The sequence below is a fragment of the Mucilaginibacter daejeonensis genome (assembly GCF_020783335.1).
GTDB classification, from domain to species: Bacteria; Bacteroidota; Bacteroidia; order Sphingobacteriales; family Sphingobacteriaceae; genus Mucilaginibacter; species Mucilaginibacter daejeonensis.
Genome location: NZ_CP086068.1, coordinates 2,160,176 through 2,175,412 on the forward strand (window position 1 = coordinate 2,160,176; position 15,237 = coordinate 2,175,412).

A 15,237-nucleotide genomic window follows, 5' to 3' on the forward strand; every position below is an offset into this window, starting at 1 on the left:
ATCATTTGGTTTTGGCGAAAGAATAACTAAGGCCAAGCGTGTACGTGCGTGGCGGCGCAGCGCTGTAGGTGTCACCATATTGGTTGTTCACCACAGTGGTAGCATACAGTTTGTTGCCCGCGTTGAGCACATTGAACCAAATGCCGGCGCCTTTCAACGCTCCGCTTAGCATATTGTATCCCAACCGCAGGTTGTAGATATCGTAACCGCCGTGGCGTTTGGTATTGGCCGGGTTGGTGTAGTAACCACCAATGTGCTGCCACTCAGGCGCGATACGGAAACCGGGTAAGTAGGCAGGTTTGTAAGTGGCCTCGGCGTTTGCGATCCATTTAGGCGCATTACTCATGCGGTTTCCATCATATACTATTGTGTAGGTCTTCCCGGTGGCGTAATTGGTGCGTACTTCGCTATATTCTTTATAAGTGTGCCAGGCATTGGTACCGCTTAGGCGCAGCGCCAGCTGTTGTATAGGTGCATAGGTGACCGCATATTCTACGCCGCGGTGGCGGGTGGCACCTGCGTTCTGGTTCTGGGTGGTGTTGTCAGAAAGTAGCTGGCTAATGATCTCATTGCGGCCCTCCAGATCATACAAACTCAGCTCGGTGTAAAGCTTATTGTTCAATGCGGCGAACCAGCCGCCTACCTCGTAATTATTGAAGGTGGCCTGCTTCAATGGAGTCCGCTGCCTTGAGCTGAACAGGTCGCCAGTCTCCGGTGGTTGGAAGCCTAAGCTGTAGTTGGCATATAAGCCCGTGTGATCAGCAAGCTTATAGGTCAGGCCCAGTTTGGGCGCTACGATGTTGAAGTCGTTGGTCTGCTGTTGCTTGTACTTGGTATTAGATGGCGGCAGACCGTTGCGGAAACCATAGTGGACCCGGTCATATCGTAATCCCATCACGATGCGCAGCGGATCGATCGGGTTCATCTCATATTGTGCGTATGCGGCCGTGTTGAATAGCTTGATGCGATAGTCGTCGATATAAGTGCCCGTGTTGGTAAAGCTGGTGTAGTAGTTACGCGCCAAGTCCTTAGTGATGTTAAGATATTGCGCATAGTACGAACTCGGGCTGTTATCAACATAAACACCTGCGATCAACCTCGATCGTAAAAAGTCAAGATCAACGCGGTGCTGGGCAAGTAGGCCATAGCTTTGAAAACTTTGATCGTTCACCTGACCGTTGGAGCTTTGGTAAACACCTTGTGCATTGCGTACGTCTGATATGAAGTAGCTCGGCAACTGCGCGGTAGAATTGTTGCGGTAGAAAAGGGTCACGAATGTTTGGTTGCGGGTATCCCAATCATGCTCCAACCTCGAGCTGGCCCTAAAGGCTTTTACCTTGCGGTAAGTGAAGCGCTGGTTGGCGCCATAAGTGCGGCTGTAGAACTTGGCGCTATCCAGGCTGCCCGGCGTTTGTGTGTTCAGGTAGTTGTAAGTGGCCGACGTGGTCAAGCGGGTACGGTCGTTGAACTGGTAGGTGGTCTTGATATTGCCCGAGTACTTGTCAAAGTCGGAGTAGTCCTGCCAGCTGTCTTTTTGGTGGGCAATGTATCCGCCTGCATAAAGCCCGAACTTGCCCGAGGTAAATCCACCATCGGCATCCACCCGGCGGTAATGAAAGTTGTCGCCCTGCAGTTGCACTCGGCCGGCGTATCCTGCTGGCGGGTTCTGCGTAAAGAAGTTGATGGCCCCGCCGATCGCATTACTGCCGTACAGAGAAGATGCGGGGCCTTTGATCACTTCTATGTCGCGTACGCTACTCATGTTGATCTCGTAAAGCGAATTGTGGTTGAATATCCCCGTCGGCCTGATCGGCAGGCCGTCTTCCATATACAGGTAAAGCGCATTGTAAGTGATCGGTTGACGAATGGCCATGGTGTGCTGCTCGTTCCCGAGGTTCACCATGTACACACCGGCCACCTTGTTAAGCAACTGGTAAAGGGCCGTAGCCTTGGTGTCCTGTATCTGTACCGAACTGAGTTTGCTGATCGCGATCGGTGCATCCTGGCGGGAACGAGCCTCGCGGCTGGCCGATATGATCACCGGTTGCAGGTCGAGCGGGGCGGGAGAAAGGGAAACATTAAGGTTTTGACCACTTATAGGTGTTACGATCTGGGTGATATACCCCATGTAGGACAAGCGCAATTCAGGAGCGTAAGCGATATTGAAGCGACCCTTAGCGTCGGTAGTGGTGCTTTGATGTTCAGCAGTGTTGGTCAGGCTAATGGTGACACCAGCTAAAGGTTCGTGCGTGATCGCATCGGTCACGGTGCCGTTCACCGTAGTTTGGGCCAGCAGAGTGGCCGGCAGTAATAAGAATATGAAGAATAGGATCTTTTGATACATGATTATGTAAAAGGCATAGCTATGCCTGTAAAAGTTGAATAAATGATTGAGGTTCACAGCATGTTGAATGCGTCCATCCTTCCTATGTCATCGCGAGCGCAGCGTGGCGAACTCGATGCTGATAGGTATTGAAGCATAGGGTTGCCACGTCGCTATCAGTCCTCGCAAAGACACGTTTTGGAAAACCGTAAAGCTATCAGCTTGTCGATCACGAAAGCTACCAATACTTTATCAGCGGAAACTATGATTAGATCGCACCACCATCATCGGCAGAAACGGTCGTTAGTTTATGAAGCCGACAAAGGAAAGCACATCAGAGACCGATGGGCCTAATAACCGAACCTGTGAACAAGAAAATGAGTAAGGATCTATGCTACCCGCGGAGGACGTAGGAGGGAGAGCACTACTTGCTGAGGTTGCATGGTCAGGTATGGTACCTCTACCGAGCGCAGCAGTTGTGCATGGAACTTGAAACTGTAGCTCACCGTGAAACAGGCATCCTGTATCAGGCTCTTTTGCACCTGGCGTTCGGCACTGCGTTCTTTGTCCTCTGCCTGTTTGATCTTTTTCATCAAATAGCAGCGGCCATTACAGTGCATCCATGGTTTGCTACGGTTCTCGCAAAGCTTTGCAGCGATGTAACCTTGGTTCGCTTCAAAACCCGCGTAGATGAATAGCTTACTGAAGTTAGCCATCACCATTAAGCCGATAAGCAGCAGGGCTGTAAAGCGTTTAAACATTGCCGCAAAGCTAAAACTAAAACGGCTTACCTTACAACATTTATTGATCTTTGCTGCGCAGATAATAGATCAGGTCGGTAACGGGCAACTTTGTCAGGCCGCTTTGCTTCAACACCTGACCGATCTGTGCCCTGTGATGCGTGCCGTGATTAAGCATGTGCGACAGGATATCTTCCAAACTGGTACTAAAGTGATCTCCTTTTGAGTTGGCGTAGCTTACCTTGCGGGAGAGGTCCGTGCCCATGGGACCATTTAAGAAGTTGCTCCACTTTTCAAAATTGACCTCGATCAGATAATTGAACTGTACGGCCTGCTGGTCGGGCCATAGTTCCTGCATGGGTGCGCCATCTTCTACAGCACGTGAGTACCAAACCTGCTGTGCCGATAACAAATGTGCCATCAGTTGTACGGCCTTTGCTGGTTGGTCGGCTTTAAAAATGCTTTCCAGCATCAACAGGTTAGCATAGCGGTCGTATCCTAGGAGTTTTAAAAAGTGTTGTTTCATGATCGCAGGCTTGGCGTTTTGGCAAATATATTGGCAAATAGTGTTACTTTAGCCCGTCCATCATCCAAAAACAGCAATGTGGTACACTAGCCACAATAAAATGATACTTTGAAAATGTTCTCACCTGATATCATCACTAAATTCCAACAACACGAAACCCCGTTCTACTACTACGACCTTGATCTGCTACAGCGTACGCTAAAGGCTTGTACCAATGCCGCCGACAATTACGGCTACCATGTGCACTACGCCTTAAAGGCTAACTTTAACCCAAAGGTGTTGCAGACCGTTCAAGCGGCCGGACTGGGTGCTGATTGCGTCAGCGGGAATGAGGTACTGGCCGCCATTGAGCATGGGTTCGACCGTAATAAAGTGGTGTTCGCAGGGGTCGGCAAATCTGACAAAGAGATCAACGCCGCGCTGGATGCCGATATCTTTTGCTTCAATGTGGAGTCGGTGCAGGAAATGGAGGTGATCAATGACCTTGCCGCTGCCAAAGGCAAAACGGCACGAGTGGCCATCCGCATCAACCCAAATGTTGACGCGCATACACATCATAACATCACCACCGGTTTGGAAGAAAATAAATTCGGCATCAATACCTGGCAACTGGATGATGTGGTATTTACCTTGGGCAATTGTAAGAACCTGGAGTTTTTGGGTGTCCACTTCCATGTAGGATCCCAGATCACCAACCTGGACGTGTTCGAAAAGCTTTGCGTACGGGTTAACGAATTGCACGAATGGTTCGAGGCCAAAGGCTTATTCATTAAAGTGCTGAACGTAGGGGGCGGACTTGGTGTGGACTATTACAACCCTGACAAAGACCCCATCTGCGATTTTGCTGGATACTTTAAGATATTTAAAGATCACCTGGTGGTAAAAGAAGGGCAGGAAGTGCACTTTGAATTAGGGCGTGCTCTGGTGGCACAATCAGCCTCGCTGATCTCACGTGTGTTGTATGTTAAGAACGGCCAAAAGAAGAACTTCCTGATATTGGACGCTGGTATGACCGAGCTGATCAGGCCAATGTTGTACGAGGCATATCACCATATTCAGAACCTGACCAAGGGTGATAATGATGCTACGGTGATCTACGACGTAGTAGGGCCGATCTGCGAAAGCACCGACCGTTTCCGTACCGATGTAGCACTACCCAGATCGCATCGTGGTGATCTGATCGCCGTGCGCACGGCTGGCGCTTATGGGGAAGTGATGGCATCGGGCTATAACCTGCGCGACAGGGTGCAAAGCGTATATAACGATATTGACTGATAAGGTCATGATTAAATAACTGGCACTTAACGGTGTGTTAATATGATGTAGCTATATTGGTATTAACCAAATGGAAGCATCATGAAAGTATTAGCATTCATTAGCAACATGGTATTCAGTGTGAAAGAGTGGTTGATATCAAGAAGCCTGAGGTCATCGTTTATTCACTGATATTGGAGGTACCTATTAGCTTTGCGCCGTTCGTTCGAACAAAATCTTCGTTTTTATAGTTGGAGCGTATAGATGGATGATCAGCGTATAGGCAGTGATCTGCATAAAGACCTTTTTGGCCCTGGCTTTGATTGGGGCGTATCTACAGCAGCGTTCCAAACCGAAGGCAGCTGGGATATCGATGGTAAGGACGAGTCCATTTGGGATACGTTCACCCAAAAGAAAGGTAAGATATTTGGCGGCCAGCACGCCCGTGTGGCCTGTGATTTTTACAACCGCTATGAGCAGGATATCGATTTGATCGGTCAGCTCAATATTCCTAATTTTCGGTTTTCTATCGCGTGGACACGTGTGATCAAGAATGGCGCTGGCGAGCCTAATGAGGCCGGCCTTGCTTATTACGACCACGTGATCAACTATTGCCTTGAAAAAGGCATCACCCCCTGGGTAACGCTTTACCATTGGGACCTGCCGCAGGTGCTCGAAGCGCAAGGCGGGTGGACCAACCGTCACAGTGTGCAATGGTTCAGTAACTTTGTGACCGTTTGTGCTAAACGTTATGGCGACCGCGTGAAGAACTGGATGGTGATGAACGAGCCTGCAGTATTTACCGGTGCCGGATATTTTTTAGGCTTGCATGCGCCCGGCCGCAAGGGACTGGGCAACTTTGTGCCTGCCGTACACCACGTGACCATGAGCATAGCCGCCGGGTCAAAGATCCTGCGTGCGCTGGTGTCGGGCGCCAACATCGGCAACACGTTCTCCTGCTCACACATAGAGCCATATACAGATAAACCAAGGGACGTGGCTGCCGCCAAGCGTGCCGATGTATTGATCAATCGGCTATACATCGAGCCACTGATCGGTATGGGTTATCCATATGCTGACCTACCGGTACTCAAACACATCCAACGCTATATTAAACCCGGCGACGAGGACCTGCTAACCGCCGACCTGGACTTCATCGGTTTACAGAACTACACGCGCGAGATTGTGCGCTCATCTTTCTTTACACCTTATGTTGGTGCAAAGCTGGTAGAGGCCAAGAGCCGCAAGGTGCCCCTCACCGAGATGGGTTGGGAGGTTTATCCGCAAGCCATGTACGAAGTGATCAAAAAATTTAGTGCCTACCCGCAGATCAAGAATATTCGTATCACTGAAAATGGTGCTGCTTTTAAAGATGTGCTGGAGAATGGACGTGTCAATGATGAAAAGCGTACACGTTACCTTCACGATAATTTGCAACAGGTACTCAAGGCAAAAAATGAAGGCTGCCCGGTGAATGGATACTTTGTATGGACGCTTACCGATAACTTTGAATGGGCCGAAGGCTACCGCCCGCATTTTGGTTTGATACACGTTAATTTCGATACTCAGGAACGCATCATCAAAGATTCCGGGCACTGGTACAAGGAGTTCCTGGCAGGTAACTAACGTTCACTAAACGATAGGTGCGGGCTGACCGAAGAGTTCTACAAAGAAAGTGGTGCCGCTCTTTCCATCACTATCGAACCAGATATTGCCGTTGTGCTGATCAACGATCTGCCGGCAAATAGACAGGCCCAGCCCAAAAGACCGTTCGCCTACAGTGCCTGGCCGTTTGGCGTCGGTGAACATATTGAACACCGAGGCTTTCAGGTTCTCTGGGATGCCGATGCCTTTATCGATCACCGCGATCTTGACGCAGTCGCCATTACGTACAAGCTCCACCTGAATAGTATCGCCAACAGCACTGAACTTGATCGCATTGCTGATCAGGTTGCTCACTACCCGCCAGATCTTCTCACGGCTGATCAGTAGCTCAAACGGCTCCTCAAGCAGATGCATCTCTATCCGCTGATTCTTTTCAGCTGCTTTAAAGCGCAGCAGGTCAACGCTGTTCTTAACGAGGTCATTGATGTTCACCAGCTGCATCTTCGGCTCATCGTTCACTACGTTTGTAGCCTCCATGATCTCGTTGATGAGTTCAAGCGTGTTGTTGGCCGTGTTCCTGACCAACTCAAGACTGACTTTTTGATCGTCACTACAATCATCGTCTTCAATAACTGCCCGAGTTAAGGAGGCTATGCCGCCGATTGGGTTGCGCAGGTCATGCGCTACGGTGCGTAGTATGCGATCCTTTTCCTGGTGACTGTTCTCCAGGTCAGTGTTCTGAACGCGTATCTGCTCGTTCAGTCTTTTCAAGGTCGCCAACGTCTTTTTTGAGTTTTGCCAATTTTGATAGATCAGCAAAAGTATGATCAGCGACATGCCGAACACCACTATAGCTACGGTAAGGTAAAGGCTTTTCTGATGGTTGTTCTTCTTTAGCGCGTTCACTTCGTATTCCTTCTCGAACGTGCGCAGCTGGCCATTAATGTCGTTAGCTTTGAGCTTGAGATTAGTGGTGTTCACGATAGCGTTAATGCTATCGTGTACTTTCAGGTAGCGGATCGAATTCGCCAATTGGTCCTTTTGTTCGTAATAGTCGGCCATGAGCTGGTTCCAGTCAGCTTCGGCCTCTTTGTTTTGGATCTGACCGATCAACGGACCGATCTGGTTCAATACCAGGTACATGGAGTCGGGTTGTTGCCTGATCTTGTATATCCTGACCAACTTTAGAGCGGTAACGAAAGCATCGTTATTGTCATAACCCTTTTGCAGGTTAATGGCCATGCTCTTTTTCAAGAGCCGCTCAGCCATGTCATACTCGCCCTTTTTGAGATACACCGACGCCTGATTGCCATACACCACACCCCGGGCGCTGTTCAAGAACGCTTCAGATGGCTTGAAACTTTTTGAAGGCTCGTTGATCATGGTCAGCGCCATGTCCATATATCGTAGCGCGCTGTCTCGGCGGTCGCATTTATAATAGCTGATTCCGATATTGCTCAACAGTTCCTGCCGGCGGTAAAATGTTCTTGGTAGATCAGGACAGGTAGCGCTTTCACTAAAACTCTTTTTAAAATTATCGGCCGCGGCAGCATAGTTGCCTTGTTTATAGAGCACCATGCCCATATGATAGCTAAAATCACTGAGCATACAGGTCTTCATATCCTTGCAACTGGCGGCAGCTAACTTGCCCTGATAAAAATAATAATAGGCCTGGTCATACTGACCCACGTTGAACAACGCATCACCTTTGAAAAAGCATGCCGCGCTACGAAGCTTGGCTTTCTCTTCCTGATCAGGGGCGGTATTAGCCAGATCGATAAGTTGGTTGGCATAATGTATAGCCTTTAGCTGGTTATGCATTACGGTGAAACAATAATTGTAATGCAGGGTATAAAGCCGCTTCTTTTGATCATACGATAACCGGTCCGTATCTTTTAGGGCACGGTCGGCGTAGGTGACTGCCTTTTGAAACTGCTCCTTATCGTAAAAGTGTTCGGCGGAATCGATCAGAACGTTATAATTGGCCTGATCAGCAGCAGAACCTTCGGGCGAAACATTGCAGGATAGCAGCAGTCCCGTTATGGCAAGTGATATGATCATAACCTGACCAAAGCTTTTCTTTAGCATGCTGGGCTGCCCGAATATCATGTAGTTCAGTATATTGTACAATATTACTCTTATTAAATAATAAAATATACTTTTTTAGGAGCATTCGAATAAATAATTATATCTGGTGTAAGTTAATTTTAGTCGGGCAACATTTTACCTTTGTGGCATCTATACATACTCCTATGAAACAAATGATCAAGGTGGGATTGTACGGCGCTGAGTTCTTTGCGCGGCACGGATATTACCACGAAGAGCAGATTTTGGGAAACTATTTCACGGTGACCATAGAAGCCACCTTTGATCAACAGCATCCCGACCTAAACGACGATCTGGAGCGCACGCTCAACTACGAGCACTTGCATCAGATCACCGGCAGGCAAATGAAAGAAGTGAAACAGCTACTCGAGAGTGTAGCGCAAGGCATAGCCGATGAAGTGATGGCACAATTCCCTTACATTAACAACCTCGCGGTAGAGGTGAAGAAGCTTAACCCGCCGTTAAAAGGCAGGGTAGCGGCGTCAGGCGTAACGGTGTACGTTAACGCCGGTTGATCAGTTTGTATTGGTGATCAGTCCCGGCTCATCATACTCGATCATGCGCTGGCGTTCACGCTGCGGGATAGGCACTGACCTATTATTAGCATAATCATAACTGATGCACACCGATTTACCGGTAGTGCATATCTCTTCCTCACCGTCGGCGTTGGTCTTTACCAATACATAGATCACGTCAAAACTGCTATTGCCTATACGGGAGGTACGCAGGTAACAGGCGATATTATCATCGACAGTGATCGGCTTCAGGTAATTGATCTCAGAACGGCCCAGGATCACACCGCAGGAATTGAGGTCCCATTCAACGATGTCGCGCCAGTAACGCAGGCGGGTGATCTCAAAGTAAGTAAGATATATCGTATTGCTAACGTTGCCGTAAGCATCTATGTCTGAAAAACGGATGGGTATCGGGGTCTTGAACTTGAAGTTGCTAAGGTCTTCGCTCATTTAATGTCAGATTGTCTTATCGAAAATTATTTACATGACGATATGTCATCGAAAATGCTTAAATACAGCGTTGGAACAACACTTGTACATATGCATACGAAAATAATTAAAAAGAACTTTTTCGGAGGATATAAAAATGACTTTAGTGAAATTTAACAACGGAACCCGCAAACATGTAACTGGCCCACGTTTTATCGATGTGTTCGACCCGATCTTTAACGACCGTTTCTTCGCACCATCAAACGTTGCCAAAGTGCCGGCAGTGAACATTGCCGAGACCGAGACCGGCTTCGAGATCGAGCTGGCCGTACCAGGTCTGAAAAAAGAAGATATTAAGATCAACGTAGATAAGGATGTGCTGACCGTAGCTTCAGAGGCTAAAAAAGAAGAAGCTACTGAAGGTAAGAATTACAGCAAAAAAGAATTCAGCTTTAATTCGTTCAGCCGCTCGTTCAATTTGCCTGACTCTGTTGATCAAAACAACATCGAGGCTTCATATACCGATGGTATCCTGAAGCTGGTAGTTGCCAAAAAAGAAGAGGCAAAATTACAACCACGCGAGATCGCTGTGAAGTAATTAAGCTGAAAAGAATGTTTTCATAAGTTAAGTGTTGGTTTAGTTCAGAAAAAGCCGCCAGGTATCACCGGGCGGCTTTTCTGTTATGGTCTGGGACCGGAATTTTAAGAATTTTTAGAAAAAAACAGAATTTAATATCCTGATGCATGGGATTCAGCCCATCTTGTCAATTCCTATAATTCCGGTTCTGATCTTAGTTGCGCATGTTGATGAACTGCAACGGCTGGCCAAAGTCCTCGCCGCGGCAAAGTGAGATCACGGCTTGCAGGTCGTCTATCTTTTTGCCTTGTACACGTACCTGGTCATCCATAATAGAGGCTTGTACTTTCAGGCCGCTATCCTTGATCTTCTTCACGATCTTTTTGGCAACTTCTTTATCGATGCCTTCCTTGATGCTGATCTCTTTGCGGATCATGTTACCGCTCGCATACTGCTCTTTGCCAAAGTCCAAAGCTTTAGGGTCAAGGCTTTGTTTCACCATGCGGCTAATGATCGAGTCTTCAATGGCTTTAAGGCGCATGTCGTTCTCGGTAACTATGGTCAGTTCGTTGGTCTTTTTGTCCAGGTCAACGGTGCTTTTCGAGTCATTGAAATCATAACGGTTCAGGATCTCTTTCTTGGCGTTGTTGATCGCGTTATCGAGCGTTTGTCCGTCTATCTTACTTACTATATCAAATGATGGCATAGATGTATCGGTTAAATGAGCTGCAAAGGTAGCTGCCTTTCAGGTTATAACAAACACATTAAAAATATTCAAGTTAATATTATGTTAACATCTAAATAGGCAGTTTTGCATATCACATGCATGCCGTGCAGTGTAAACTATGGCAAATAAAGAGATACCCCTGATCAACCGAGAGATAAGCTGGCTCTATTTCAACGACCGCGTATTGCAGGAGGCAGCCGATATTACGGTGCCCCTGATCGATCGGATCAAGTTCCTGGCCATATTTTCCTCTAATTTAGATGAGTTCTATCGCGTTCGCGTGGCAACCTTATCACGTTTAGCCAACCTGAACGACAAGGCAAAGGCACTACTGGGTTACAACCCTAAGAAGGTGCTCAACCAGATCAAGGCCATGGTTGTGCGTCAGGAAAAAAAATTCTACAACCTGTACGAGAACATCATTGTTAAAGAGCTGGCCGAAGAAAAGATATTTCTGCTGAACGATAAGCAGCTGAACGTATCGCGGGGTGCGTTCGTCAAAAAGCATTTTCGCGAAAAGCTGCTGTCCACCCTGGTGCCTATCATGCTTGATGATGATAAGCCGATGCCGCAACTGCATGACCGTGCCATCTACTTTTTTGTAAAGCTGACCAAGGGCCGCAAGACCCGCCTCGCACTCATCGAACTGCCCGGCAATCTTTCGCGCTTTCTAATTCTGCCCGAGACCAATCAACTCAAGTTCATCATTTTGGTGGATGATATCATTCGATATAGTTTAGAGGACATCTTCTTCATTTTTGAGTACGACAGTATGGAGGCTTACTCTATACAGCTGACCCGCGATGCCGAGCTTGACCTGGACAAAGAAGTGAGCGAAAAGTTCATTGATGCTTTGTCGAAAAGCTTGCAAAAGCGCAAGAAGGGACGTCCCATGCGGATGCTGTATGATGCTGAAATGCCGGATGATATGGTGGCATACCTGAAGCAGCGTTTAGGGTTGGGGGCTGAGAACATGATCCCAGGCAGCCGGTATCAGAACTTTAAAGATTTCATCAACTTCCCTAACGTCGGCGGGCCGGAGCTGGAATATAAGCGCACCAAGGCGTTGCCTGTTGATGGGCTGTCGTTCGGTAAAAGTTTGATGGGCTTGATCGCTGTTAAAGATCACCTGATCAGCACACCGTATCAGTCGTTCGACTACGTGATACACTTTTTACGTGAGGCAGCTATCGACCCTAAAGTAACTGAGATCAATATATCCGTATACCGTTTAGCGCAGGATTCAAGGGTGATGCACGCCCTGATCAATGCCGCGCAGAACGGTAAAAAAGTGAACTGCCTGATAGAGTTGAGAGCGCGTTTTGATGAGCAGAACAACATTCAATGGACCCGCCGATTAGAGGACGAAGGTATCAAGGTGATCCATGGCGTACCGGGTTATAAGGTTCACTCCAAGATATGCCTGGTGGTACGTATGGAGAAAGGCAAACCGGCATATTATGCCTGTCTATCCACCGGGAACTTTAACGAAAAGACCGCTCAGATATACGCCGATCATACGCTGCTTACGGCCAACAAAAAGATCACGGGTGACCTGTTGCAGGTGTTCAGGGCCATTAACAAAGGGCTGCTGCCTAAGGACCTTAAGAACCTGATCGTATCACCGATCGATTCACGTCCGGCTATTTATAAGCTGATCGATGCGGAGATAAAGAATGCCAAGGCTGGCAAAACGGCCTACATGATATTGAAGATGAATAGCCTGGCCGATGAGCAACTGATCGAAAAGCTTTATGAGGCCAGTAATGCCGGGGTTAAGATCCAGATGATCATCAGGGGGATGTGTTGCCTGGTGGCTGGAGTGCCTGGCTTTAGTGAGAACATTACCGTGGTGAGTATAGTTGATAAATACCTCGAGCATGCCCGTGTACATATATTTGCCAACGGTGGCGATGAACTGATCTACCTTACCTCGGCCGACTTTATGACCCGTAACATTGAGAACAGGGTAGAGGTGGGCTTCCCGGTGTATGATATCGAATTGCAGGAAGAGATCAAAGATATCATCAACATTCAGCTGCGTGACAATACAAAATCGCGCGAGATCAATAAAAAGAACACTAATAAATATCACCGCACCAAGGCTAAAGATCAGCACCGGTCGCAGGTGGAGATATATAATTATTTGAAACAACTTAATACCTCACTCAATTGAGATACGCCGCTATAGACACCGGCTCGAATGCCGTACGATTACTGATCGCCGATATCATCCAAAACGATGGGTCGATCACCTTTAAAAAGAACACACTGGTTCGCGTTCCGTTGCGCCTGGGCGATGATGCCTTTTTGGATCAGCATATATCACCTAAAAAAGCCGACGATCTGGTGAAGACCATGATCGCCTTCAAGAACCTGATGGACGTGTACAAGGTGAGCGATCACATGGCCTGTGCTACATCGGCCATGCGCGAGGCCAAGAATGGCCCCGAGATCGTAGAGCGTATCAGGAAAGAGGCCAACTTGGAATTGGAGATCATACAGGGCGAACGTGAGGCCGGCATCATTTACGCCAGCCATAGCAGCGTGGATCTGGATCAGAGTAAAACCTATCTGTACATCGACGTTGGCGGTGGTAGCACCGAGTTGACCGTGTTCTCTAACGGCGAACTGATCGCTGCCAGATCGTTCAACATCGGTACGATCAGGATACTGGATAACCAGGATAAGGACGAGACCTGGAAAGAGATGCAAGAGTATGTGCGTAAACATACTAAGGCATTCAAGGCGGTATATGGTGTGGGTACGGGCGGCAACATCAACAAGCTGTACAAAATGAGCGACGAGAAGGACGGCGAACCGTTGACCTATACCAAGCTTCGTTCATTGTATAACTACCTGTCTTCGTACTCGTTAAAGGACCGTATCAACGTCTTGAAATTGAATCAGGATAGGGCAGATGTGATCATTCCGGCGTGCGAGATATACACCTCGGTGATGAAGTGGGCCAACATCAAACAGATCTATGTGCCTACCGTTGGCATGGCCGATGGCATCATTCAAACGCTCATCGAAAAAAACTTGCTGAAATAATTTAAAATTGTTTTAACAATTAAAAAATATTATTACTTTTGTAATGCCCTCTCAAGGGCATGTTTTTCATAGGTAGATGTAGGGTCGGGTACGAGTTATTCGACCCTTTTTTGTGCCCCTAACTTTCGTAGCTTTGCGTTGTTGTAACACCTATGAATAAAAAGATCGTAATTGCCATTACCGGTGCCAGCGGCGCCATTTATGCTAAACTACTTTTTGAGCAATTACAGAAGCTACAAGATCAAATCGCCGATGTTGGGGTCGTCATGTCGGCCAATGCCAAGCAGGTCTGGGAGACCGAACTGGACGATGATAGCTACACGCAGCTTCCTTTCAAATTTTACGATAAGCATGATTTTATGGCGCCGTTCGCTTCAGGTTCAGCACGATATGATACCATGGTAGTGATCCCATGTTCTATGGGTACGCTGGGGCGCATTGCGGCAGGTGTGTCTGATGACCTGGTGACCCGTGCGGCCGATGTGATCCTCAAAGAGCGCCGCAAGCTGATCCTGGTAGCGCGCGACACGCCTTTGAACCTTATCCATATCCGCAACATGCAAACGGTGACCGAGGCTGGTGGTATCATTTGCCCGGCGGTACCATCTTTTTACAGCCGTCCGCGAACCATTGAAGAAGTGGCCATGACGGTAGTGAACCGCGTGATCGACCTGATGGGGTTAGAGAACGAGAGCTTCCGTTGGAACGAGGTTATTTAAATTTTCGATCGCGTTGTGAACATGTTCATACTAAGAAAAGCTATCTTAGTTGCACGACCTACCCAGGTCTTTGGAACTCTATCCTTAATCATTATGCCCCGTCAACTATTCCTTTTTATTGCTTTGGTCAGCTGCACCTTGCAAGTCAATGCTCAAGCTGTTAAAGCTTCCGTAAAAGATCTGGCCTTTATGTCGGGCCGCTGGACGCTCAAACACCAGTGGGGCGATATGGAAGAATACTGGAGCCAGCCCATGGGTGATAACCTGATGAGCAGCTACCGGTGCGTGAAAAATGGCAAAGTGCTGTTCTACGAATTTGTAGTGATAGAGCAGGAAGGCGACAGCCCTGTGATGAAGATGCGTCACTTTAACCGTGGCAACATCGCCTGGGAAGAAAAGAACAAGCCCCAAAATTACAAGCTGATGAGCATATCGGCCAATAAAGCCATCTTTGTATCGCTTGATGGAGAGGTCAAACTAAGCTACCAGCGCACGGCCAGCAATAAGCTGGTAGTAGCTTTAGACGAAAAGGACAAGAAGGGCCAGCCGCATACCGAACTTTTCAATTACACGCTTCAGGTCAACGAACCCGGCACAGCAGGATTGGTAGGTCCGTGATCTTTGCATCAACACTGGCAGCGTAATGTAATTTATTGGCTTTG

The 15,237-nt window shown here is 47.9% G+C and carries 14 protein-coding genes; 8 read left to right on the forward strand and 6 right to left on the reverse strand.

Annotated elements, in window-relative coordinates; translation table 11 throughout:
- Position 1 precedes the first annotated feature (1 nt).
- The 3 genes from LLH06_RS09035 to LLH06_RS09045 all read right to left on the reverse strand — a co-directional run bounded on the left by LLH06_RS09035 (position 2) and on the right by LLH06_RS09045 (position 3,589).
- Entirely contained in the window at positions 2 to 2,344 is a 2,343-nt protein-coding gene (locus tag LLH06_RS09035; protein WP_228173041.1) for a TonB-dependent receptor, read from the reverse strand.
- Between the two features lie 368 nt (positions 2,345 to 2,712).
- The gene (locus tag LLH06_RS09040) at positions 2,713 to 3,084 is read right to left on the reverse strand and encodes a hypothetical protein (protein WP_228173042.1); all 372 of its coding nucleotides are present in this window, start codon (positions 3,082 to 3,084) and stop codon (positions 2,713 to 2,715) included.
- A gap of 40 nt (positions 3,085 to 3,124) precedes the next feature.
- Positions 3,125 to 3,589 carry a DinB family protein gene (locus LLH06_RS09045; protein ID WP_228173043.1) on the reverse strand — a complete coding sequence of 155 codons (465 nt, stop codon included), beginning with the start codon at positions 3,587 to 3,589 and terminating at the stop codon, positions 3,125 to 3,127.
- 114 nt (positions 3,590 to 3,703) lie between these two features.
- On the opposite strand from LLH06_RS09045, the gene lysA reads away from it, so the two are divergent.
- Entirely contained in the window at positions 3,704 to 4,864 is a 1,161-nt protein-coding gene (gene lysA, locus LLH06_RS09050; protein WP_228173044.1) for a diaminopimelate decarboxylase, read from the forward strand.
- 243 nt (positions 4,865 to 5,107) lie between these two features.
- Complete coding sequence (locus tag LLH06_RS09055; protein WP_228173045.1) at positions 5,108 to 6,469, forward strand: GH1 family beta-glucosidase; 1,362 nt, start codon at positions 5,108 to 5,110, stop codon at positions 6,467 to 6,469.
- A gap of 6 nt (positions 6,470 to 6,475) precedes the next feature.
- Here LLH06_RS09055 and LLH06_RS09060 read toward each other — a convergent pair whose 3' ends face one another.
- Positions 6,476 to 8,509 carry an ATP-binding protein gene (locus LLH06_RS09060; RefSeq protein ID WP_228173046.1) on the reverse strand — a complete coding sequence of 678 codons (2,034 nt, stop codon included), beginning with the start codon at positions 8,507 to 8,509 and terminating at the stop codon, positions 6,476 to 6,478.
- Between the two features lie 191 nt (positions 8,510 to 8,700).
- Here LLH06_RS09060 and folB point away from each other — a divergent pair, with 191 nt between their 5' ends.
- Entirely contained in the window at positions 8,701 to 9,069 is a 369-nt protein-coding gene (gene folB, locus LLH06_RS09065) for a dihydroneopterin aldolase (protein WP_228173047.1), read from the forward strand.
- Here folB and LLH06_RS09070 read toward each other — a convergent pair whose 3' ends face one another.
- The gene (locus LLH06_RS09070) at positions 9,070 to 9,519 is read right to left on the reverse strand and encodes an acyl-CoA thioesterase (RefSeq protein ID WP_228173048.1); all 450 of its coding nucleotides are present in this window, start codon (positions 9,517 to 9,519) and stop codon (positions 9,070 to 9,072) included.
- A gap of 136 nt (positions 9,520 to 9,655) precedes the next feature.
- Between LLH06_RS09070 and LLH06_RS09075 the strand changes: the two genes are divergently transcribed.
- Entirely contained in the window at positions 9,656 to 10,096 is a 441-nt protein-coding gene (locus LLH06_RS09075) for an Hsp20/alpha crystallin family protein (protein WP_228173049.1), read from the forward strand.
- 193 nt (positions 10,097 to 10,289) lie between these two features.
- Here LLH06_RS09075 and LLH06_RS09080 read toward each other — a convergent pair whose 3' ends face one another.
- Positions 10,290 to 10,781, reverse strand: coding sequence for a YajQ family cyclic di-GMP-binding protein (locus LLH06_RS09080; RefSeq protein WP_228173050.1), 492 nt, complete (start codon positions 10,779 to 10,781; stop codon positions 10,290 to 10,292).
- Positions 10,782 to 10,920: 139 nt separating this feature from the next.
- Between LLH06_RS09080 and ppk1 the strand changes: the two genes are divergently transcribed.
- From ppk1 to LLH06_RS09100, 4 genes are all read left to right on the forward strand, one after another.
- The gene (gene ppk1 / locus LLH06_RS09085; RefSeq protein ID WP_228173051.1) at positions 10,921 to 12,978 is read left to right on the forward strand and encodes a polyphosphate kinase 1; all 2,058 of its coding nucleotides are present in this window, start codon (positions 10,921 to 10,923) and stop codon (positions 12,976 to 12,978) included.
- On the forward strand, positions 12,975 to 13,856 hold the full coding sequence (locus LLH06_RS09090) for a Ppx/GppA phosphatase family protein (protein WP_228173052.1): 882 nt from the start codon (positions 12,975 to 12,977) through the stop codon (positions 13,854 to 13,856). Before ppk1 ends, LLH06_RS09090 begins: the two co-directional genes overlap by 4 nt.
- A gap of 152 nt (positions 13,857 to 14,008) precedes the next feature.
- On the forward strand, positions 14,009 to 14,575 hold the full coding sequence (locus LLH06_RS09095; protein ID WP_228173053.1) for a UbiX family flavin prenyltransferase: 567 nt from the start codon (positions 14,009 to 14,011) through the stop codon (positions 14,573 to 14,575).
- Positions 14,576 to 14,668: 93 nt separating this feature from the next.
- Positions 14,669 to 15,193, forward strand: coding sequence for a DUF6265 family protein (locus LLH06_RS09100; RefSeq protein ID WP_228173054.1), 525 nt, complete (start codon positions 14,669 to 14,671; stop codon positions 15,191 to 15,193).
- Positions 15,194 to 15,237: the final 44 nt, after the last annotated feature.